Source organism: Acaryochloris sp. IP29b_bin.148, assembly GCF_028285565.1.
Lineage (GTDB): Bacteria > Cyanobacteriota > Cyanobacteriia > Thermosynechococcales > Thermosynechococcaceae > Acaryochloris.
Window position 1 is genome coordinate 1 of record NZ_JANQOY010000067.1, and the last position, 22689, is coordinate 22689.

Annotated in this window: 11 protein-coding genes; 10 read left to right on the forward strand and 1 reads right to left on the reverse strand. The window is 48.8% G+C overall.

The annotated features are described in order from the left end of the window. The 6 genes from Q0986_RS06350 to Q0986_RS06375 all read left to right on the forward strand — a co-directional run. On the forward strand, positions 1 to 1891 hold a 1891-nt coding region (locus Q0986_RS06350), incomplete at its 5' end, for an ATP-dependent RecD-like DNA helicase (RefSeq protein WP_299406204.1). A gap of 1086 nt (positions 1892 to 2977) precedes the next feature. Continuing rightward, a complete protein-coding gene (gene psbU / locus Q0986_RS06355) occupies positions 2978 to 3397 on the forward strand; it encodes a photosystem II complex extrinsic protein PsbU (RefSeq protein ID WP_299406208.1) in 420 nt (139 codons plus the stop codon). Between the two features lie 129 nt (positions 3398 to 3526). Then, on the forward strand, positions 3527 to 4717 hold the full coding sequence (locus Q0986_RS06360; protein ID WP_299406211.1) for a peptidylprolyl isomerase: 1191 nt from the start codon (positions 3527 to 3529) through the stop codon (positions 4715 to 4717). 697 nt (positions 4718 to 5414) lie between these two features. Continuing rightward, complete coding sequence (locus Q0986_RS06365) at positions 5415 to 5846, forward strand: hypothetical protein (RefSeq protein ID WP_299406214.1); 432 nt, start codon at positions 5415 to 5417, stop codon at positions 5844 to 5846. A 474-nt stretch (positions 5847 to 6320) separates the two neighbouring features. Next, positions 6321 to 9020 carry a cation-translocating P-type ATPase gene (locus Q0986_RS06370; protein WP_299406218.1) on the forward strand — a complete coding sequence of 900 codons (2700 nt, stop codon included), beginning with the start codon at positions 6321 to 6323 and terminating at the stop codon, positions 9018 to 9020. 163 nt (positions 9021 to 9183) lie between these two features. Beyond that, a complete protein-coding gene (locus tag Q0986_RS06375; RefSeq protein WP_299406221.1) occupies positions 9184 to 10131 on the forward strand; it encodes an amino acid ABC transporter substrate-binding protein in 948 nt (315 codons plus the stop codon). Positions 10132 to 10204: 73 nt separating this feature from the next. Here the strand turns inward: Q0986_RS06375 and Q0986_RS06380 are convergent, their stop codons facing one another. Further along, positions 10205 to 12955 carry a bifunctional acetate--CoA ligase family protein/GNAT family N-acetyltransferase gene (locus tag Q0986_RS06380; RefSeq protein WP_366918530.1) on the reverse strand — a complete coding sequence of 917 codons (2751 nt, stop codon included), beginning with the start codon at positions 12953 to 12955 and terminating at the stop codon, positions 10205 to 10207. A gap of 800 nt (positions 12956 to 13755) precedes the next feature. Here Q0986_RS06380 and pflB point away from each other — a divergent pair. The 4 genes from pflB to Q0986_RS06400 all read left to right on the forward strand — a co-directional run bounded on the left by pflB (position 13756) and on the right by Q0986_RS06400 (position 22237). Next, complete coding sequence (gene pflB, locus Q0986_RS06385; protein WP_299406231.1) at positions 13756 to 15984, forward strand: formate C-acetyltransferase; 2229 nt, start codon at positions 13756 to 13758, stop codon at positions 15982 to 15984. Between the two features lie 167 nt (positions 15985 to 16151). Then, complete coding sequence (gene pflA, locus Q0986_RS06390; protein WP_299406234.1) at positions 16152 to 16979, forward strand: pyruvate formate-lyase-activating protein; 828 nt, start codon at positions 16152 to 16154, stop codon at positions 16977 to 16979. A 44-nt stretch (positions 16980 to 17023) separates the two neighbouring features. After that, positions 17024 to 19732, forward strand: coding sequence for a bifunctional acetaldehyde-CoA/alcohol dehydrogenase (gene adhE / locus Q0986_RS06395; protein ID WP_299406237.1), 2709 nt, complete (start codon positions 17024 to 17026; stop codon positions 19730 to 19732). An 84-nt stretch (positions 19733 to 19816) separates the two neighbouring features. Next, positions 19817 to 22237, forward strand: coding sequence for a phosphoketolase (locus tag Q0986_RS06400; protein ID WP_299406241.1), 2421 nt, complete (start codon positions 19817 to 19819; stop codon positions 22235 to 22237). Positions 22238 to 22689: the final 452 nt, after the last annotated feature.

A 22689-nucleotide genomic window follows, 5' to 3' on the forward strand; every position in this document is an offset into this window, starting at 1 on the left:
TCATTTTGGCCTAGAAACCCTGGATATTATCGAGAACCAGATTGAGCGCCTAGCCGAAGTCCCCGGTATTGCCAAGAAGCGAGTCAAACTGATTCAGACCGCTTGGGATAGCCAGAAAATCATCAAAGAGGTGATGATCTTTCTCCAGAGCCATGGTGTCTCCACTACCTATGCCGTCAAAATCTTTAAGCAGTATGGGGACGAAGCCATCGATATCGTTACCCAGAACCCCTATCGACTGGCAACGGATGTCTATGGCATTGGTTTTATCACTGCCGATCAAATTGCCCGTAGTCTGGGCATTCCTCCCCACTCAGAGTATCGCTATCGCAGTGGCCTCTTACATGTCCTCAGCGAGTCCGCCGATGAAGGGCATTGCTATCTACCTCAACCTGAGCTGATCGAACGGGCTGTAAAGCGGTTGGCCCTCCCCGAATATCAACCCAAACCCGATCAAGTGGAATATTTGATCCATGCTATGGTCGCGGACGCTGAGCTGATTGTTGAACAGTTTGAACGGGAGGATGCAACGGACCTACTATGCTATGCTCCTCCCTTCTTTCGAGCAGAGTTTCATTTGTCTCGCCGATTACTCCAATTACTCGCCCATCCCCTGGAAGTTGACAAGGGCCGAGTCCGCCGTTGGCTCGATCGGTTTATGGCTCAAACGGGGGTTAATCTCTCGGAACAACAGCAGCAGGCCGTGGAGTTGGCCGCTAGCCAGCGAGTCATGATCCTCACGGGTGGACCGGGAACGGGGAAAACCTTCACCACCCGGACCATTGTCGCCCTCTGGAAAGCCATGGGGAAAGAGATTGTATTGGCTTCTCCCACCGGACGGGCTGCGCAGCGACTGAGTGATGTCACGGGCCATGAAGCGAAAACCATCCATCGCCTCCTAGAGTTTGACCCTAAAACCATGAAGTTTCAGCGGGATGTAGACCATCCCATTCCTGCTGATGCGGTGGTGATTGATGAAGCATCCATGCTGGATTTGTTTCTAGCCAATTCTTTGATTAAAGCCATTGATACCAATACTCAACTGCTGCTTGTGGGCGATACAGATCAGCTACCCAGCGTCGGACCCGGAAATGTGCTGCTGAATCTGATTACCGCCCAACGGATTCCCGTAATGGAACTAACGGAGGTTTTTCGCCAGGCCCAAGCTAGTCAAATTATTCAAAATGCCCATCAGATTAACCAAGGCAAGTTCCCCTATCTAGAGTCTGTCAGCCCTGCACCCAAGACGGATTGCCTTTGGCTGGGGGCACCTGAGCCGGAGCAGGGTCAGCAAGCCATCCAAGAACTAATCAATGATCTGATTCCGCAATTGGGATATGTGGCGGCACTGGATGTGCAGGTCCTTTGTCCTATGACCAGAGGAGAGGTGGGGACTCGCAAGCTGAACCAAGTCCTGCAAGCGTTGATTAATCCCCCCAGTCCGAATAAGGCCGAAGTGACCCGAGGGGGACTCATTCTTAGGGTGGGCGATCGCGTACTTCAGCAGGTCAATGATTACAACCGTGAGGTTTTCAATGGTGATATGGGGGTGATCGAAGCGATCAATCTGGAAGAGGTTGACGTGACGGTTCGGTATGCAGAGCGGTCTGTTTCCTATGATCTGGCGGACTTAAATGAAATTGGGTTGGCCTGGGCCGTCACGATTCATAAAAGCCAGGGGTCGGAATATCCCGTAGTGATCTTGCCGATGTATATGCAGCATTACATTATGCTGAGCCGCAATTTGCTCTATACGGGTTTGACGAGGGCTAAGAAACTAGCGATTCTAGTGGGTCCTAAAAATGCAATTAGTATGGCAATTCGGCAGGTGAAGGATAAGCAGCGATATACTCTGCTGAACAGGCGATTGAGCCTTGTTGCTCCCTGTTAGTAGGGTGGCAACTTCTGATTGCTAGGTTCCGATGAGAGTTTGGACGTGCACTCGATTTATTGAGCGTATTGTGGTGTGATCGCATATATCGGTCGATCCGGACATAGCTCATAACAACATCAACCCTAGTTTCCAGATGATGGCATCAGTGGCAAACAAACGTTCTAGATGCAATAGAGATCTGATGGAATAACAAATTCTTGGCTTTTGGTCATAATGGGTGAAATATCGAGATTTTCTTCACCGCTACTCACGTTCTAAAAAAATTGGCTGACAGGCATAATCTCCAGATTTATGAGACGTATTGAGGCATCAATAATAATTCCCAAACAGAATAAATTAAGCTACCTAGCATAGGATTGATCTCAAACAACTATCTGGTGGCCAGTCTACTGCTTCTAATATGTAAATTTTTATATGAGTTTCAACTATTTATAATTTTTACTTTTGATAATTTATGAAAAACAATAGCCATGTCTTTGGTACCATTCTTAAAAAGTTTATAGATTCCTTTTTTTACAGCACTGAAAAGAAAACAACCATAGTACAACCCTGACTAGAGCTAGGCCAATGGGCCATATCCTCTAACGAATAGAGTTCACTAGCTAGTGTTTATTTCTATTCTCGGGAATGGCTATATTTCTCAATTAAGATTGCTGCTGAAATTCATCTTTAATCTCTATTTTGGCATGATTATTGAGATTTAATCCTAGTAATCTAGGTCAACCATAACGACTAATAAGATTTCTGTCTGTCATTGTTATATAGGATTTCCTTATATAGTGATCAGATAGTGCTGGACATATTTTACTTTCCTTAAGTAAGCGCTCGGGGATGCTGCATTTCTATGCAGTATTCCCTATTCATATCTGAATATTTTGTCAGTATTTATTGCTCAAAAATATTTCAGGTCGAATCTACTAGAAGTAAATAAAAATCTTGCTTCGCTATTGTTTTGCCAATCTTCTATTGGACTGATTCAGTATCAAGACCGTTTAAATGCTCATAATCTCGAACATCTAGATTTTGAGTTGTTCAGTTTTACTCGCTCTTTTACATCTGTTTATTAGGAAGGAATTCATTCAAATGCGACTATTTATCCGCCGTTTTGCTGTATTAACTTTAGTCTTAGCAAGTTGCTTAGGTTTGACGGGTTGGTTACAGCCTGCCAGTGCACTAGATATTAATTTAGCTACGGCCTACCGAAACCCTATAGATGCCAAACTAGAAACAGACTTTGGCCAAAAAATTGACTTAAATAATACCAATGTCATTGCCTTTAGCCAATATAAGGGGCTCTACCCAACCATCGCCGGCAAAGTGGTTCAGAACGCTCCCTACAATAGTGTCGAAGAAGTCTTAAATATTGATGGCTTAACTGACGCCCAAAAGAAAATGCTGCAACAGCACCTAGGTAACTTTACGATTACGGACCCAGATCCAGCCTTAGTCGGTGGTCAAGATCGCTATAACCCAGGGGCTTATTATCCGGTTCGTCGCTCATAACTGCGAATGCACGGATGGGATATGGGGGAATTCCATCCGTGCTTTATCCAAAGCAAGTAAGTCTTGAAACGGTTGATCACGGGTAACCTTTGACTGCCCGCTTGTTTCCAATAGTGGAGGCAATTCACCATGCCAGTATTTTCTAGGGAAGGTTGGCGCTTGATCTGTCAGCAACTGATGAGACTTGTAATCGGCATTCTTTTGATCTGGAACGTTATTTCTGTAGGCTGGCTGAATCATACGGCCAAAGTGTGTTGGGCTGCTCTACCGACCGGGGATGCCGTCAATCCCATGAGTATTTTGAGGCTGGCTTTGCCCGTGGATAACGAGGCCATTCAAACGCTTCATCAATACTTAGAAGAGATGCCTCCTCAACTTGAGGATCCAGCAGCGCGGCTACAACCCAAACAATGGCTCGAAATTGGGAATAAGGTAACAAAAGCCATTCAAACCTTTAACAAAGACGCCTCCGATCTGCTGGCGGCGATTCCTACACACTTTCGGCCTCAGGCTTTGGTGCGCATGAATCAAATTAATGCGACTCTAGCGGATTTAAAGATCCTGTCTGACCAACAAAATAAAGAACAATTTGTAGCTAAGCGCACCCAAGCATGGAATTCAGTTGATTTACTGGCCGCTGCCATGGAGCCACAAATTCCTATCAACATACCGAATGACTATCAAACTCTGCCCCAGCTGAACGGACGAGCCGTCGTGGTGATTGACACCAATAAGGGACCAATCACCATAATGGTGGATGGCTATAACGCTCCCATTACTGCTGGGAATTTTCTGGATCTCGTCCAGCGAGAGTTTTATGACGATCTAACGTTTACTCGTGAAGACGAAGCATATGTGGTGCAAACCGGGAATCCAGGAGGAGCACAGGCTGGATTTGTGGATCCGGAGACTAGCCAATATCGTTCTATTCCTCTGGAGGTCATGGTCAAGGGGAATTCTGAACCGGTATATGGAGCCACTTTAGAAGAGCTAGGTGTGTTTGATCCTGTTCTTCCTTTTTCTGCCTATGGGACGGTCGCGATGGGCCATCCCGCTAGTGACCCTAACGGTGGTTCCTCCCAATTTTTCTTTCATCTATTTGAGCCTGATTCGACTCCTGAGGGATTAAATCTGCTAAATGGCCAATATGCCGTTTTTGGATATGTGGTTGCGGGCCAAGATGTATTAGCGCAATTGCAACATGGCGATCATCTGCGTTCAGCTAAGGTCGTTGATATCTCTCCACCCAATGGTTTTACCTTACGCTACCTGAATTGGATTCTTGTGCAAAAAGCTAACAGCCTTCTGCCGTTGGCTTAACGTCTGTTTCCATCGCTAACATCTTCATTCATTGCATCAGCGTTGACGTGCTATCTACAATAAACAATCCTAATCATGAATAATCAAAAATCAAGTTTCTCTATCATTGATCAGAATGACAAGAGTTATTCTTCCGTTTTCACAGTGATTGGTATCTTATTGTTCTGGGTTATTTTAGTATCGATAGTGATCACCATACTCATTTATTCAGCTTCAACTTGTTCTTGCGATACGACTGGAACTTATTTTGATATTTGGCGAATATCATGTCGCCCCTGTCTATAAGTCTTGTGCGGAGCTTAGCTACTCTTCAGAATTATCCAATCGTTGGGGACCACTTCAAGGGTTCACTAATGGAGCCCTATGATCGGGGGTGTTGCGATGAAATATTTGTTTCAGCCACTGCTTGCCGATGTGTGGAAACTGCTGGATGGGGGCATTAACCGGAGATGAAGTCGCTTTTCATAGAGCTGGATTGAGATGACTCTTTCTTGATGATGGGGGCTTTCAGCGTAGTGGCGTAATGGGCGGGTCGAATTTGGGGACCCAAGCGATTGGTATCAGAGTTGCCTTATCTGCATTCTTCAATGAAGCAAAACAATATAATGTGAATCCCGCTATATTCTCAGCGAATCCTCATCTCGATCAGCCTAAATGAAGGGTAATGACTGTAAGCCTAATTTCGCAGGTATTTGTTATGAGAACTGCCGATTCCAGAATTCCCCTGACACTTCTAATGTTACGTCTCAGTGTCTTTTTAGTGATGTTTATGTGGACATTAGATAAGTTTATTCGTCCAGAGCATGCAGCTGCAGTCTTTTCAAAATTTTACTTCATCAGTGGGTTGGGTAACACCATCGTTTATGTCATTGGTGCGATACAGTTGGCTATCATTCTGGGATTCATTGTCGGCTGGAAAAAACCATTTACCTATGGAGCCGTGACGTTTTTTCATGCAATATCTACCTTTTCAGCCTTTAAGCAATATTTTTCGCCGTTTGAAGAGGTAAACCTATTGTTCTTCACCGCCTGGCCAATGCTCGCCGCCTGTTTTACTCTATACTGCCTCAAACATTTAGATACCTATGGGACCTTGCCTGTTGCCAGTCAAAACGCATCATACCAATAGAGTAAAGCAGTATTCCCTTTGACCTAAACACCTCTAAAATACACCCAAAAGCCTCGCTTATTGAGAATAGGCGAAGTCAAAACCAAGGCATTTAAAACAACGAAATCTCCTACCAAGGGGAGTTTGAATTTAATCGGAGCAGCGGGATTTGAATCCATGCCCATACCTAAAAGTGACTATTCTATAGCTAAATCCCTTTAATATAAGCTACTGTAGCTATTCTCAATAGTGAGCATACCAATTTTATCTCAAGGCCAAAATTTTTTGACATTTGCCTTGGCTGCCTTTACTGGTTTTACCGTATTTGTGGGGTTTAGGATGATTACAGAGAGGACCTTTCTTCAAGTCTAAATATAGCCGTTTAGAGGACTAGACTACCCCGGTCCAGCACCTTCTGAGCACTAGGGTCGTTAAGGCAGATGACAACAGCTCAGCGTACACTGCTACCAGGTGTCCTTACCCAAACTTTAAGCGATGCAAACCTGGTTTCAGCTTAGCCCCGAAACAGTATTGAATAAGTTGGGAACATCCCAACAAGAGGGGTTGACTACTACAGTCGTTCAGGAACGCCTCAGACAGTATGGACTTAATCAACTGCTTGAGCCCTCGATCAGAAGCCCATGGCTAATTTTGCGGGAACAGCTTACAGCCACAATGGTATTGATCCTACTCTTTGCTGCAGCGTTTTCGGCAGCTTTGGGTGATCTGCAAGATGCTGTGGCAATTTTAATGATTGTCGTTTTTAATGCGTTATTAGGCTTTCGTCAGGAATATCAGGCAGAAAGGGCGATCGCATCCCTCCGAAAACTTGCCGTGCCCATCGTCAAGGTTCGCCGGAATAAGCAGGTTTTTGAAATCCCCTCACCGGAGCTAGTCCCAGGGGATATTGTGCTTCTGGACGCCGGAAATCTAATTCCTGCTGATGGTCGCATTTTGGAGAGTGCCAATCTTTCAGTGCAAGAATCAGCTCTAACAGGTGAATGTGAGGCGGTTCATAAGCAGTCACGGCCTCTGGAACAGACGGACTTACCGCTAGGAGATCGGACCAATATGGTCTATAGGGGCACTATGGTGACCCATGGCCGAGGTGAGGTCGTGATTACAACAACGGGCATGGCTACAGAGCTGGGACAAATTGCAGCCGCAATCCAGTCAGTCAAGTCAGAACCGACCCACCTACAAAAGCGGCTCGATCAACTGGGACGTCACTTTGCGATCGCCATTCTCATTATCGTTCTGATAGTGTTTGGCCTGGGACTCTTGCGGGGCGAAAATATTCAATCTATGTTTCTAGTGGCTGTGAGTTTAGGGGTAGCGGCAGTCCCTGAAGGACTCCCGGCAGTAGTCACTATTGCCCTCTCATTAGGCGCACAGCGGATGTTGAAGCAGCGAGCTTTAATTCGCAAACTGCCCGCTGTGGAAACGTTGGGTGCTGTTACCGTCATTTGCACGGATAAAACAGGTACCTTGACTGAAAATCAGATGACGGTGGCCTGTCTTGTCTCGGCGGGAAAGCGTCTGGATTGGCAATCGCTTTCCAGTTCCGGAATAGAACAACTGGAGCATCCAGCGCTAAAATTCTTGCTGCTGGGAGGCATGCTTTGTAACGATGCTACACTCAACCCCGATCCATCCGTACCTCAAGGCTTTTGTGTGATCGGCGATCCGACCGAAGGGGCATTAGTCGTGGCGGCAGCTCAGGCGGGTCTCCAGAAAGCCGATATTGAACAATCTTGGCCTCGGATCCAAGAAATTTCCTTTGATTCAGAACGGAAATGCATGACAACCGTTCATCGGATTGGGGAAACTACCGCTGCTCTGACAACCCTGCGATCGCTCGTTAACACCCTGCCTACTGAACACCGTCCTGATAGCTATATCGCAGTTTGTAAAGGCGCGATCGATCAGCTCCTCAATATTTCAGATCGAGTGTGGACTGCAAACGGTATTGAACAGTTAACACAGAGGGAGTGTGATCATATCCACCAACAACATGACCAACTTGCTCAAGAAGGACTACGGCTATTGGGCATTGCTTACCGACCACTCCTGTCTAACCCAGAGAACATTGTTATTGAAGAACACCTGATTTTCATTGGACTCGTCGGCATGATTGACCCAATCCGATCGGATGTCTACAGTGCGATCCAAACCTGCCTAGTCGCTGGAATACGCCCGGTCATGATTACCGGTGATCATCCCTTAACTGCTCAACACATTGGCACAGCATTAGGCATCACCTCTAATCCCTCACTCTTGACGGGGCAGGAATTGGAGCAAATGACTGACTTGGACGAAGTCGTCAACCAAGTGTCCATCTATGCCCGTGTCGCGCCCCAACATAAGTTAGAGATTGTTCATGCCCTCCAAAAAATGGGACACATTGTGGCTATGACTGGAGATGGAGTGAATGATGCCCCTGCCCTCAAACAGGCTGATATTGGTATTGCTATGGGTATCACTGGCACTGACGTAGCCAAAGATGCTGCTGACATCGTGCTCTTGAATGACAACTTCAGTACTATCGTGTCTGCCACCCGCGAAGGTAGAGTCATTTACGATAACATCCGCAAATTCATTCATTACACTCTCACTGGCAATCTCGGTGAGATTTGGGTAATCCTATTGGCACCCTTTTTAGGGATGCCGTTACCGCTCTTACCCTTGCAAATTTTGTGGATTAATTTGCTTGCTGACGGTATCCTCGCCCTTTCTTTGAGCGTAGAACCGGCAGAGCACAGCATAATGCGTCGGTCTCCCTATCAACCCAACGAAAGTATTTTCAGCCGTGGTGGAGGGATCAGAGTGATTTGGATCGGTCTCTTCTTAGGCTTTATTTTACTGGGTGTAGCATACCGCTACTGGGTGTTTGATCCAGCAGACTGGCAAACGATGGTCTTTTGTACATTGGCCTTTTCCCGAATCTTTATCGCCCAAGCACTGCGCTCTGAACGGGACTCCCTAATGGAAATTGGCCTCTTGTCCAATCCCTTCGCCCTTCTATCCGTACTGCTCACTTTCGTCTGCCAACTGGCGGTTATTTACGTGCCTGCCCTGCAGCATCTATTTAAAACTGTGCCGCTTGCCATCCCAGACTTAGGCCTAAGTCTGGGTCTCGGTGCTCTGCTTTTGATCAGTGTTGAACTCGAAAAAAAACTACGTTCTCGCACTTAACAAAGCAGTCAAAACTGATCATAAACCCAGCCTTTGGCCGCAAGTTTGAGTACTTGATTCTGCGTCCTCTCATGGCTTTTCAGCTTTTTCCACGATTGATTCCCTTGCTTTTTGGTCTCTGGGTCAGTAAGATTTTGCCAATCTTTTTGGTCAAGGTCTGTTTATGAAGACAGTTCAGTTGAGTGCCAATCGCGCATTGCTCCCTCTCCACCGAGGAGTGGTGACTTGCATCGCCATAGCAACAGGATTACTCGGAGTTGGAAGTACACCTCATATCGCTAGTGCCGAAACCGTTCTTGAAAAAGTGTCACGCACTGGCACGTTAACCGCAGGTACTAATCGTGAAGCCCTCCCCTTTGCCTTTGCCAACGAGCAGGGGGAACTGCAGGGGTATTCCGTAGATATGTTAAAACTCATTCAGTCACAACTGGCTAAGGAACTGGGGAAACCTGTGGAGCTAAAGCTGGTGGCCTTGACCCCGGAGGCCCGTATTCCTAAGCTGATGGCTGGTGAAGTGGATATTGTCTGTGATGCCAGCAGTTATACCTGGGAACGAGAAAGGCAAATTGACTTTTCGGTCAGCTATGGTCTAACGGGTACTCGCCTACTGGCCAAGAAGGGTACCGTCGTTTGGGAGCCAGAGAACTTAGTGGGTAAGCGCATCGCTGCTGTTGCGGGTACGACCAATGAAATGGCCATGCGTCGACAACAGCAAGTTCAAGTTGTTCCCGTCCAGGATCATGATGCAGGCTATGACGCGCTAAAGCAAGGCACGGTAGATGCCTTTGCTGCTGATGGAATTTTGCTGGAGGGCTGGCTCCAAACCATTGATAACCCTGCTGATTTTGTGTTGGCTGGGTATTACTCTAAAGAGGGAATCGCCTGTATGGTACCGGAAAACAATTCCAAGTTTGTAGACCAAGTGAACTACACTCTGGTTCGCTTTATGGAAGGGTATTTAAAGGGCAAGGAACCCTATGTCACCACCTTCGATCGCTGGTTTGGACCACAGGCCAAAGTGCCGCTGTCTAAGGACTTACGAGGGCTTGTTTTGGAAACCATGCAGCTCGTGATTGATTTTAAGGAAGAGATTCCTGAAGATGATTTGTAGACGGGTTGAATCGCTTTATTCGGGCTGCTATTGCCCCAGTACTTCTGATAGGTGAAGCGTTAGAGAGAGTTATTTAACAATTCAACCCTGACAGATTTGCTGAAGTTGGCAATTGCTTGTAGATAGCTTCAATCGTATCTCCCTGGTGCTTGAGCTGAAATCCTATCTTTTGGCAAAGAGACTGCATTGCTCTGTTGTCAGGGAGAATATCAGCTTTGATGGCTTCTAAACCTTCTACTTCTCCAACCTGTAGCAGTGATTTAAGCAACTCTGTTCCTAATCCTTGGCCTTGAAATTGGTCCTGAACCAGCATGCCAAACTCCGCCGATTGAGTGCTATGCAGTTTACTCAATCGGGCGACGCCTAAGATCTGATGCTCTAGGGATTGGGGATCTTCATACTCGGCGACCAGAGCAATTTCACAGTCATAATCCACAAAGCAGATGCGAGTCAGTCGGTCATGAGCAACCCGAGTTTGTAATTTCATCAGATGAAAGTAGCGAAAATACACGCTTTCTTCTGATAGATGCTGATGAAACTGAGCGATCAGAGGCTCATCTTCAGGACGAATCGGTCGTATTGTAACGGGCCAGCCATTTCTCATGGTCCACGGATGGACATATTGAGAGGGGTAGGGTCGAATCGCGGGGCGAATAGGCTGCTGTTCCGTTTGGGGATAGAGAATGATCCGGGCATCTAAAGCGACGATCTGCTGCTCTGACACCAGGAGAGGATTAATATCAATTTCCTTGATCTGGGGATACTCAACAATCAGGTGGCTAAACTTGACTAAAATCTGTTCCAATTGCGCCAAATCAACAGACTGATGGCCCCTGACCCCCTGCAACGCCTGATAAATTTTAGTTTGTTCCATCAGGCGGCGGGCTAAAGTGGAATTAAGAGGGGGCAATCCTAACGCTCGGTCTTGAAAGACTTCTACTAGCTGTCCCCCCAACCCAAAGAGAATAACAGGGCCAAACTGCGGGTCGGGACTACTGCCGAGAATCAGTTCATAGCCATCGCAATCCAGCATCGGTTGAACCGTGACGCCCAAAAAGGCGTGCTCACCGTAAGGCTGCATATTCTCTTGAATCGCCGCAAAGGCCCCTTGCACAGCAGCGGCATTTTGGAGATTGAGATGGACACCCCCCACATCGGTTTTATGGGTAATGGTGTGGGAGTGGAGTTTGAGAACGACGGGATAGCCGAGGGCCTCCGCATACGCGACCGCTTGTTCTGAGGTTTGAGCCAAATGGCTGGGCACCGTCGGAATGCTGTAAGCCTGGAGGAATTGCTTGGATTCCCATTCGCTCAGGAGGGTGCGATCGCAAGCCGTAGCATCCCCTAATATCTGCTCCATGCGCTGCCGATCCAGATTCTCAGCACCTTCAATCACAGGGGTTTCATAAAGAGACCGCAGCCGATAGCTATATTGACTCATTAGGTTAAACAACTGAGCAGCGGTATCGGGATAGGGCAGCGTAAACAGCCCCGCTTGATTGAGGAGGGCTTCCCCTGCCGCGACATCCTCTCCACCCATCCAGCTCGCCAATAGCGGTTTATGGGGAATGCCTTGGGCCGTTTGGATCAGGGTTTGGGCCGTTTGCTTGGGATCGGTCATGGCTTGGGGGGTCAGAATCACCAGTAGGCCATCACTGCCTGGGTCTTGGGCGGCAGCTTCGAGAGCTTGGGCGTAGCGTTCGGGGGTAGCATCTCCCAAAATATCAATGGGATTATGGTGACTCCATTCAGCGGGTAAACAGCGATCTAAAGCCTGGTGGGTTTCGGGTGCCAGGGGGGTGAGATGGCCCCCTCCCCGAATTAAGGAATCTGTCGCTAGGACACCCGGTCCCCCAGCATTGGTGACGATGGTCAGGCGATTCCCCTGGGGTCGCGGCTGCTTCGCCAACACCTCGGCCATATTAAAGAGTTCATCAATGGTATTCACCCGCAACACTCCACATCGACGGAAGGCGGCGTCTAAAACATCGTCACTGCCCATCAGCGCCCCTGTATGGGAGGCAGCTGCTTTAGCGGCTTCTTGGGTTCGCCCCCCTTTGATCACAATAATCGGCTTACTCAGGGCAACTTCCCGTGCTGCCGACAGGAAGGACCGGGCATCCCCAATCGATTCCATATAGATGACAATGCTGTGGGTATGAGGGTCGTCACCCAGATGGTAGATTAAGTCCCCCCAACTGATATCCAACATGGAGCCAATGGAGACAAAGGCACTAAATCCGACATTTTCCCGGAGGCTCCAGTCTAGAATCGAGGTACATAATGCGCCACTCTGACTCAAGAATCCGACGTTTCCAGGGCGCGCCATTGTACTGGCAAAGGTAGCATTCAGACCATAGGGTGGACACATAAGGCCCAGGCAATTTGGACCAATAATTCGTAAGTTGCCCTGACGAGCGGTGTGCAAAATCTCCTGTTCTAAGTGCAGGCCCGCTTCACCCCTTTCCTTAAAACCCGCAGAAATAATAATCGCCCCTTTGACCCCAGCTTGGATACATTGCTGGACTGCAGACAGTACTCGGGAGGCAGGGATGGCAATAATGGCCAGATCGACGGGCTCAGGAATCGAGAGAATATCTGCATAAGCCTTAATCCCTAGCACACTAGACCGCTTAGGATTGACAGGAAACACTGTGCCGCCAAAGGGACTACTAATCAGATTCCACAGGAGAGTCCGACCGACACTATCGGGTTTCTCTGTCGCGCCAATCACAGCCACCCGTCGGGGGGTAAAAAAAGGCTGTAGGGGAGTGTAGTCGTAGCGAAGAATATCATGGGCCGGATCAACGGCGTTCGTTGTCATCATGGGCTTATGTCAGGCAATGAAGAGGTCGGTAGGGTGGGTTTAAGAAATAACGGGCTGAGTGAGACCGGGACTGAAGCTTTGATTTAGATCAACTTCAAGAACTAGGGATGGCCGCTGAGGCGATGGCTGCCTCGACGAGCACTGGATGAAAGCGTTGTAGAGCATCCGTGAGTCTAAAGTCTATTTCATGGCGATTGCAACGGACAGGCCGAATTATAATCACTACTAATTAGATTGAGTGTCAGCAAAAATACAATCACCCCTGTAAATTAAAAGAACATATAAATATTAGACGGAAGCATTTTTGACTTAAGTCAATTAAGTTACTAATTTACATATAGATCAATCTTTTTAACAGAGGGTTAAGACCTATCACTCATCAGGTCTTAAGAGAAGTTCTACAGCCATATCATCATCAGATCTATTCGAGCTGTTCCTTCTCGATGCTTCTGAGATGTTATATCAACACTCTCTTAAGACAACTATCCTACAAGGGATAGAACGGCTCCTTTAAAATCTGAAATATGGCTTGGCCTAATCATTATATTCTCTTACCTATAGAATAAGCTGGCTGCAAAAACAACAAAAGTATTGTTTTAATCGATCATTTGAAAACACTAAAGTTGTTAATTAAGAAATAATTTAAAGTGGGCTTTTGTTGCTCAAATCACGGATCTTTAGAATCGAATTTTGTATATTAAAAGCAAGGATAAATACGCGATTCACAGAAGCGTCACGAGCAACAATAATTCACTATTTATGATCACTTTTGTGTGATAGCTGGAGGTACCTGCACGATGTTTAAACAGTGGACAGGTTTTCAGGTCGGACAGTGGACGAAAGAGGTAAACGTCCGTGCCTTTATTCAAAATAACTACACCCCTTATGTCGGAGATGAGACTTTTTTAGCAGCAGCGAGCGAGCGCACCTCGTTACTCTGGGACAAAGTCTCTTTTTCCATGGATGTGGAACGGCAACAGGGCATTCTAGATGCCGACACTCAAGTTCCGGCAGGGATTACGGCCCATGCACCGGGCTATATTGCTCCCGATCTCGAACTCATTGTCGGCTTACAAACAGATCAGCCGCTTAAGCGAGCCATTATGCCCCTCGGGGGGATTCGGGTGGTGCAGAAATCCTTAGAAGCCTATGGCTATCAACTCAATCCAGACACTCTGAAGACCTTTACCCAATACCGCAAAACCCATAATGATGGAGTATTTGATGCCTATACCCATGAGATGCGGTTGGCTCGTCACTCCGGCATTATCACCGGGTTACCTGACGCCTATGGTCGGGGACGGATTATTGGCGATTATCGCCGGGTAGCGCTGTATGGGGTTGATTTTCTGATCAACGATAAGCAGCAACAGCTGCAATCTCTGGAAGTAGACGAACTCAACGAAACCGTGATTCGGCAACGGGAAGAACTTTCGGAGCAGATTCGTGCCCTGCAAGAGCTAAAAGAGATGGCCAAGCAATATGGGTTTGATATTGGTCAGCCTGCTGCCACCGCCCAAAAAGCCGTGCAGTGGACCTATTTTGGCTATCTTGGGGCGATCAAAGAGCAAAATGGGGCGGCCATGTCTCTGGGTAGAGTCTCCACCTTTTTAGACATTTATATTCAGCGAGATCTGAACCAAGGCACCTTAACGGAAACCCAAGCCCAAGAACTGATTGACCACTTTGTCATGAAATTGCGGATGGTCCGGTTTCTACGCACCCCGGCCTATAATGAACTGTTTTCCGGTGATCCCGTATGGGTGACCGAGTCGATTGGGGGCATGGGTCTGGACGGACGGACCTTGGTCACCCGCACCAGTTTCCGCTTCCTCCATACCCTCTATAATCTTGGCCCTGCACCAGAGCCCAACTTAACCGTGCTGTGGTCGGAACAGCTGCCCAACAACTTCAAGCGGTTCTGTGCTCAAGTTTCCATCGATACTAGCTCTATCCAGTATGAAAACGATGACTTGATGCGAACGGAGTATGGGGATGACTATGGCATTGCCTGCTGTGTGTCCGCCATGCGCATTGGTAAACAAATGCAGTTCTTTGGAGCCCGGGTGAATCTGGCGAAAGCGCTGTTGTATGCCATTAACGGCGGCAAGGATGAAAAATCTGGGAAGCAAATCGCCCCTGCCTATGCACCGATTACCGCAGATATCCTGGACTATGACGAGGTGATGGCCAAGTTTGACGTGCTGATGGGCTGGTTAGCCAAGCTCTACGTCAACACCCTCAATGTCATTCACTATATGCATGACAAGTATTGTTATGAGCGCCTGGAAATGGCCCTCCATGATCGTGATGTGTATCGCACTATGGCTTGCGGCATTGCCGGGCTATCGGTGGTGGCGGACTCTCTCTCTGCGATCAAACATACCCAAGTCAAGGTGATTCGCGATGACGCCGGACTGGCCATCGATTATGAGTTAATGGGCAACTACCCGGCCTTTGGCAACAATGACGAACGGGTGGATTCGATTGCCCAGGAGGTGGTGCGGCGGTTTATGAATCATGTTCGCCAGCACTCAACCTATCGAGATGCAGTGCCCACCCAATCCATCCTGACGATTACGTCCAACGTTGTTTATGGCAAAAAGACGGGTAGCACCCCCGATGGCCGCAAGGCGGGCGAACCCTTTGGCCCAGGGGCGAACCCTATGCATGGTCGTGATACCAAGGGTGCGATCGCAGCCTGCGAATCCGTCGCCCAGCTTCCCTATGAACATGCTCAAGACGGCATTTCCTATACCTTCTCCATCGTGCCCCAGGCCTTGGGCAAAGGGGAGACTGACCAAGACCGTAATCTCGTCGGCTTATTGGATGGCTACTTCCACAATACGGGCCAGCATATCAACATCAATGTGCTCAACCGTGACACCCTACTGGATGCTATGGAACATCCCGAGAAGTATCCGCAACTGACCATTCGGGTGTCTGGCTATGCCGTCAACTTTATCAAGCTGACTCGCGAACAGCAGCAGGACGTGGTTAGCCGTACTTTTCACAGTCGATTCTAGCTACCCCTGCTTCCCCTCAATCTGCTGAGGGGAAGTTTCCCTCCCGTTCGAGTTCTCTGGAGGTTTGAGATGAATATTGCCCAAGTTGAAGTTCAAACGACGGGTGTCGATCAAAACTGACGGTTGGTCCATGGACCGGATGTCACAAAACTGCAAGGAGAGACCAGATGCAATATCACTCTGTGCCCCATCGAGATCAGCGGTCACCGTCTGGTGAAACAATCTCAGCTCCTGCCTCTCTCCTGGCAGTTTCCTCTCCCGACTCCAGACTGACAGGTCGCATCCATTCTGTAGAAACCTGTGGTAGTGTCGATGGCCCAGGGCTGCGATTTGTAGTGTTTATGCAAGGCTGTCCCTTGCGCTGTCTCTACTGCCATAACCCAGACTGCCGAGATATAACAGGTGGACAGGTGACGACCGTCGAGGCATTGATAGCAGAGATTCAACGCTATCGATCCTATATGCAGGCATCTGGTGGCGGCGTCACTGTGAGTGGGGGGGAGCCCTTACTTCAGCCTGAATTTGTCGCGGAACTGATGCGCCAATGTCAGGCATTAGGGATTCATACCGCTTTAGATACCTCAGGCTTCTCAGATTTAACCAGCGCTCAGCAGGTCCTGCAATATACCGATCTGGTGCTATTAGATATCAAATCCTACGACCCCCAGCGGTTTATCCAGGTCACCCAGGTGTCGCGAGAGCCCACCCTCTGTATTGCTCGCTATCTGCATCAAATTGGCAAACCCACCTGGATTCGGTTTGTGTTGGTGCCAGGTCTAACGGATGACGGAGAAAATGTGGCGGGTCTGGCTCAGTTTGTCGCCTCCCTCACCAATATTGAACGAGTGGAAGTTCTGCCCTTCCACCAAATGGGAGCCTACAAATGGGAGCAGTTGAGCTACGACTACCACCTCAAAGAGACTCCGCCCCCCTCCCCTGAGCTAGTTGAACGGGTTCGCCTCCAGTTTCGTGAGTATGGGGTATCGGTCCGCTGACCCCGCGCGATTTGAACCGGATTGCCTTTACCTAAGGAGCACACATGATGACAACTTTATCCCAGCCTCAAGTAATCGACATCCCTTCCCTAGAAGATCTGATTGCCCGGGTAAAGCAAGCCCAGGAAGCCTATGCCACCTATACCCAGGAGCAGGTAGACCATATTTTTAAGCAGGTTGCGATCGCAGCCAATGCCGAACGCATTCCCCTAGCTAAACAGGCTGTGGCTGAAACGGGAATGGGGGTGATTGAAGACAAGGTCATCAAAAACCACTTTGCGTCCGAATATATCTATAACAAGTACAAACACGAAAAAACCTGCGGCGTCGTGTCAGCGGATGCCCATTACGGCATCCAAAAAGTGGCGGAACCCCTAGGCATTGTGGCCGGGATTATCCCCACCACCAACCCCACTTCAACCGCTATTTTTAAGGCGTTGCTCTGTCTCAAGACCCGCAACGCCATTATTTTTTCTCCCCATCCTCGGGCCAAGCACTGTACGGTGCGAGCGGCTGAAATTATCCGCGATGCCGCTCTAAAAGCCGGGGCACCCCCCGATATCGTCGGCTGGATTGACGAACCCACCTTGGACCTCTCTCAAGCCCTAATGCAGCATGCCGATATCAAATTGATTCTGGCTACCGGTGGTCCCGGTATGGTCAAAGCGGCTTACTCGTCGGGACATCCTTCCTTAGGGGTCGGTGCAGGCAATACCCCTGCGGTGATTGATGAGACAGCAGACATCCAAGTTGCAGTTAGCTCCATTTTGCTCAGTAAAACCTTCGACAATGGCATGATCTGCGCTTCCGAGCAGTCAGTGGTGGTGACCGAGGCGGTCTACGAGCAGGTTAAACAGGAGTTTTGTAAGCGAGGGGCTTACTTCCTCACGCCAGCAGAAAAGGATAAAGTCGCCCAGACCATCTTGAAGAACGGCAAGTTAAATCCGGCCATTGTGGGTCAGCCTATTTCAAAGCTGGCTAACTTAGCGGGAATTGAAGGTCCCCAGGGCCATAAGGTCTTAATTGGCGAAGTCTCCATTATTGGCAGTAGTGAACCCTTTGCCTATGAAAAACTGTCCCCAATTCTGGCCATGTATCGGGCCACGGATTTTACCGATGCCGTGGATCAAGCCAAACAGTTGGTCAACTTTGGCGGTCGCGGCCATACCTCCGTGTTGTATACGGCGGCATCCAATTGCGATCGCATCCGCATTTTTGAAACTGAACTCGCCACGGCCCGAGTCTTGATCAATACCCCCTCTTCCCAAGGGGCCATCGGCGACCTCTATAACTTTAAGCTCGATCCGTCTTTGACCCTAGGCTGTGGCACCTGGGGCGGCAACTCCATCTCCGGCAATGTCAACGTTCAGCATCTGCTCAATATCAAAACCGTCACCGAGCGGCGGGAAAATATGCTGTGGTTTCGGGTGCCCCCAAAAATCTACTTCAAATACGGCTGTATCCCCGTTGCCTTGAGAGATCTGTCCGAGAAAAAGCGGGCCTTTATCATCACCGACCGCCCTCTATTCGATTTGGGGCTGACCAAGGAAATTACCGAGACCTTAGATCAACTGGGGATAGAGCATCATCTGTTTTTCGATGTCGAACCCGATCCAGACCTGTCCACGGTGAAACGGGGATTAGATGTCATTAATACCTTCCAACCCGACGTAATTATTGCCCTGGGCGGCGGCTCACCCATGGATGCAGCTAAGGTGATGTGGCTGATGTATGAGCATCCTGAAGTCGAGTTTGATGGTCTAGCCATGCGGTTTATGGATATCCGCAAGCGGGTCTATGAACTGCCGCCTTTGGGGAATAAAGCCATCCTAGTGGCCATCCCCACCACCTCGGGCACTGGGTCAGAGGTTACTCCCTTTGCTGTGGTTACGGATGATCGAGTGGGCATCAAATATCCCTTGGCTGACTATGCCCTAACTCCGACGATGGCCATTGTCGATCCTGAGCTAGTCCTCAATATGCCCAAAAAGCTAACGGCCTACGGCGGAGTTGATGCCCTCACACATGCCCTGGAAGCCTATGTATCGGTCTTGGCAACGGAGTTCACGGATGGACTGGCCTTAGAAGCTATTAGTTTATTAATGACCTACTTGCCCAGAGCCTATCATCAGGGTAGTGCTGATCCAGAAGCCCGAGAAAAAGTCCACTACGCGGCAACGATTGCTGGCCTGGCCTTTGCCAATGCCTTCCTAGGAATTTGCCACTCTCTGGCCCACAAATTGGGATCTACGTTCCATGTGCCCCACGGGTTAGCCAATGCGTTGATGATTTCCCATGTGATCCGCTATAACGCCACGGATGCCCCTTTTAAGCAAGCTATTTTTCCCCAGTATGAATATCCCCAGGCTAAGGGTCGCTATGCTGCGATCGCAGATTCCCTCAACTTAGGGGGAACCACCGCCGATGAAAAAGTGGAGCACCTAATTGTCGCCATCGAGCACCTGAAGCAAGAGCTGGATATTCCAGCCTCGATTCAGGAGGTCCTATCCGTCGATGAGCAGACCTTCTTTGAGCATCTGGATCTAATGTCAGAACAAGCCTTTGACGATCAGTGCACAGGGGCCAATCCTCGCTATCCTTTGATTCGCGATCTAAAAGCCCTCTACCTAGAGGCTTACCACAACCAATCCCCATCGACGACTTTAGCCACGGAGATTGCTTTGGAAGCCGCAGCTCATAATCAGGCCCTGCTCGGTAAAAATATCAACCTCACGCCCGTAGAGAACGGTTGAGCAATCGAGACTGAGAGCAAGTACCTGTCTCCCAGTCTCAATCTGGGCTAATACCTAATATATTCCTCGGAGGACGAAAAGAAGATGGTTCACACACCTATTGCCCCAACATCCAACCCCCTCAGCGAGTTAGAGCTGCAAAATATTGATGCCTATTGGCGAGCCTGCAACTATCTGGCCGTAGGCATGATCTATCTACGCGATAACCCCCTGCTGAAAGAACCGCTCCAATCTGCCCATGTCAAGCATCGCTTACTGGGACACTGGGGTGCCTCTCCAGCCCTGAGCTTTACCTATATTCACTGCAACCGACTGATTAAAAAATATGCTCTGGATATGATTTTTTTGGCGGGTCCAGGTCACGGTGCGCCGGGTGTCCTGGGGCCTGTCTACTTGGAGGGCACCTACTCAGAAATTTATCCCGATAAAAGCGAAGATGCAGAAGGGATGCGACGGTTCTTTAAGCAGTTTTCTTTCCCTGGCTTTATTGGCAGCCATGTCACCCCGGAAACCCCCGGTTCCATCCATGAGGGGGGAGAGCTGGGCTACAGCGTGTCCCATGCCTATGGTGCCATCTTAGATAATCCCGATCTGATTGTGACCTGTGTGGTGGGGGATGGTGAAGCGGAGACCGGCCCCCTAGCAACGTCTTGGCATTCTAATAAATTTATCAATCCTGCTCGGGATGGGGCAGTGTTGCCTGTACTCAACCTCAATGGCTACAAGATTGCCAACCCCACCCTTTTAGCCCGCATCTCCCATGAAGAACTGGAGTCCTTATTCCGAGGCTATGGCTATACCCCTTATTTTGTCGAAGGCAAAAACCCGGCGGAAATGCATCAAAAGATGGCCGCCGTCATGGAGGAATGCATTCTCACGATTAAAAAGGTACAGCGAGAGGCTCGCATCAACGGCACCCTGGAGCGCCCCCGCTGGCCCATAATTGTCCTGCGCACCCCGAAAGGCTGGACAGGGCCTAAAGAAGTAGATGGTAAAAAAGTCGAAGACTTTTGGCGATCGCACCAGGTTCCCATGGGTGGTATGCAGGATAACCCCGATCACCTGCAAAAGCTGGAAGCATGGATGCGTAGCTATAAGCCGGAGGAGTTGTTTGACGAAAACGGAACCTTAATGGCCGAGCTAAAAGACCTGGCACCCATCGGCAATCGTCGTATGGGGTCTAATCCCCATGCCAATGGAGGCTTATTGCGGAAAGCCCTAAAACTTCCTAGTTTCCAGGATCTCGCCATTGATATTGGGGAGCAGCATGGCACCGTCGCCTTTGAAAACACCAAGGCTTTAGGGATATTTATGCGGGAAATTATCCGCAAGAATCCCAACAACTTTCGGTTAATGGGTCCTGATGAAACAGCCTCCAATCGTCTTCAAGATGTGTATCAAGTCACGAAGAAAGTCTGGATGGCCGACCTGTATCCCGAAGACGAAGACGGGACCGAACTGTCTCGGGATGGTCGGGTGATGGAAATGCTCAGTGAACATACACTCCAGGGCTGGCTAGAAACCTATTTATTAACCGGACGCCATGGCCTGTTCCATACCTATGAAGCCTTTGCCCATGTCGTGGACTCCATGTTTAACCAACATGCAAAGTGGTTAGATATCTGCCGCAATCATGTTCCTTGGCGACGGTCGGTGTCATCATTAAATATTTTGCTGTCCTCCCTGGTTTGGCGACAGGACCATAATGGCTTTAGTCACCAAGATCCAGGCTATGTGGACTTGGTGACTAATAAGAGTCCAGATGTGGTGCGGCTTTACTTTCCACCGGATGCCAACTGTTTGCTGTCCGTCGCCGATCACTGTTTTCGGAGTGTGGACTATATCAATGTGATCATTTCGGATAAACAAAAACATTTACAGTATCTATCCATTGATGAAGCGGTTGCTCACTGCACTAAGGGCATCGGCATTTGGGAATGGGCCAGCAATGATGACTGTGGCACTGAACCCGATGAGCCCGATGTGGTGATGGCCTCCTGTGGCGATATTCCCACCATGGAGGCCCTAGCGGCAACGGCTATTCTGCGGGAGGAGTTTCCTTGGCTAAAGGTTCGCTTTGTCAATGTAGTGGATCTGTTTAAGTTAGTGTCTGAAGGCGAACATCCCCATGGGTTATCCGATCGAGACTTTGACTCCCTGTTCACCCCTGATAAACCGATCATCTTTAACTTTCATGGCTATCCCTGGCTGATTCATAAGCTGGTCTATCGCCGCTCTCACCAAGAGCGCATTCATGTGCGGGGCTATAAGGAGCAGGGTAATATTAATACCCCCCTGGAGTTAGCGATTAAAAATGAGGTGGATCGCTTTAACCTGGTGATTGATGTGATTGATCGGGTGCCAAAGCTGGGGTCAGCAGCGGGCCATGCTAAGGAACGGATGCGCAACAAGATCATCGAATGTCTCGCCTATGCCCATGAGCAGGGTAAGGATCAAGATGAGATTGTCAACTGGACATGGCCCTATGTTGGCGTCTGTGAATAATATCGATGCTCCGCGCATTGAGAGTGCCATTCGGGCGCTGGAACAGCTCAAAGTGCGCGCCTTAATCATTAGAAATTGCTCTCCAGCGCATCGCTCCCTCTCATCGCAATAGTGCTCGTAATCTCCTCCACTATCTGACACTGCGCCACCATGATATCCACGAGCTGCAGCTTGAACTCAGCCATCTGGGCCTCAGTTCCTTGGAGCTAACAGAACTCTTACCGGATGGCAAGGCAGCGGATGCAGGAAAATGTGGCAAAGAATATGGCCATCCTTCACAAACTCCGGGTTTCCGAGATTGAGGCTGAGTAGTCTCGTTTTCATGCCAAGTCTTCTTGGACATTGCAGAATAATTATTTGTCCGTTTTGCACGATTAATGTCTAAAACAGAAGTGCAAGATAAATAGCTCTGAGATAATTTTGCAATACCAATTTACAAGGGAAAAGTCTGT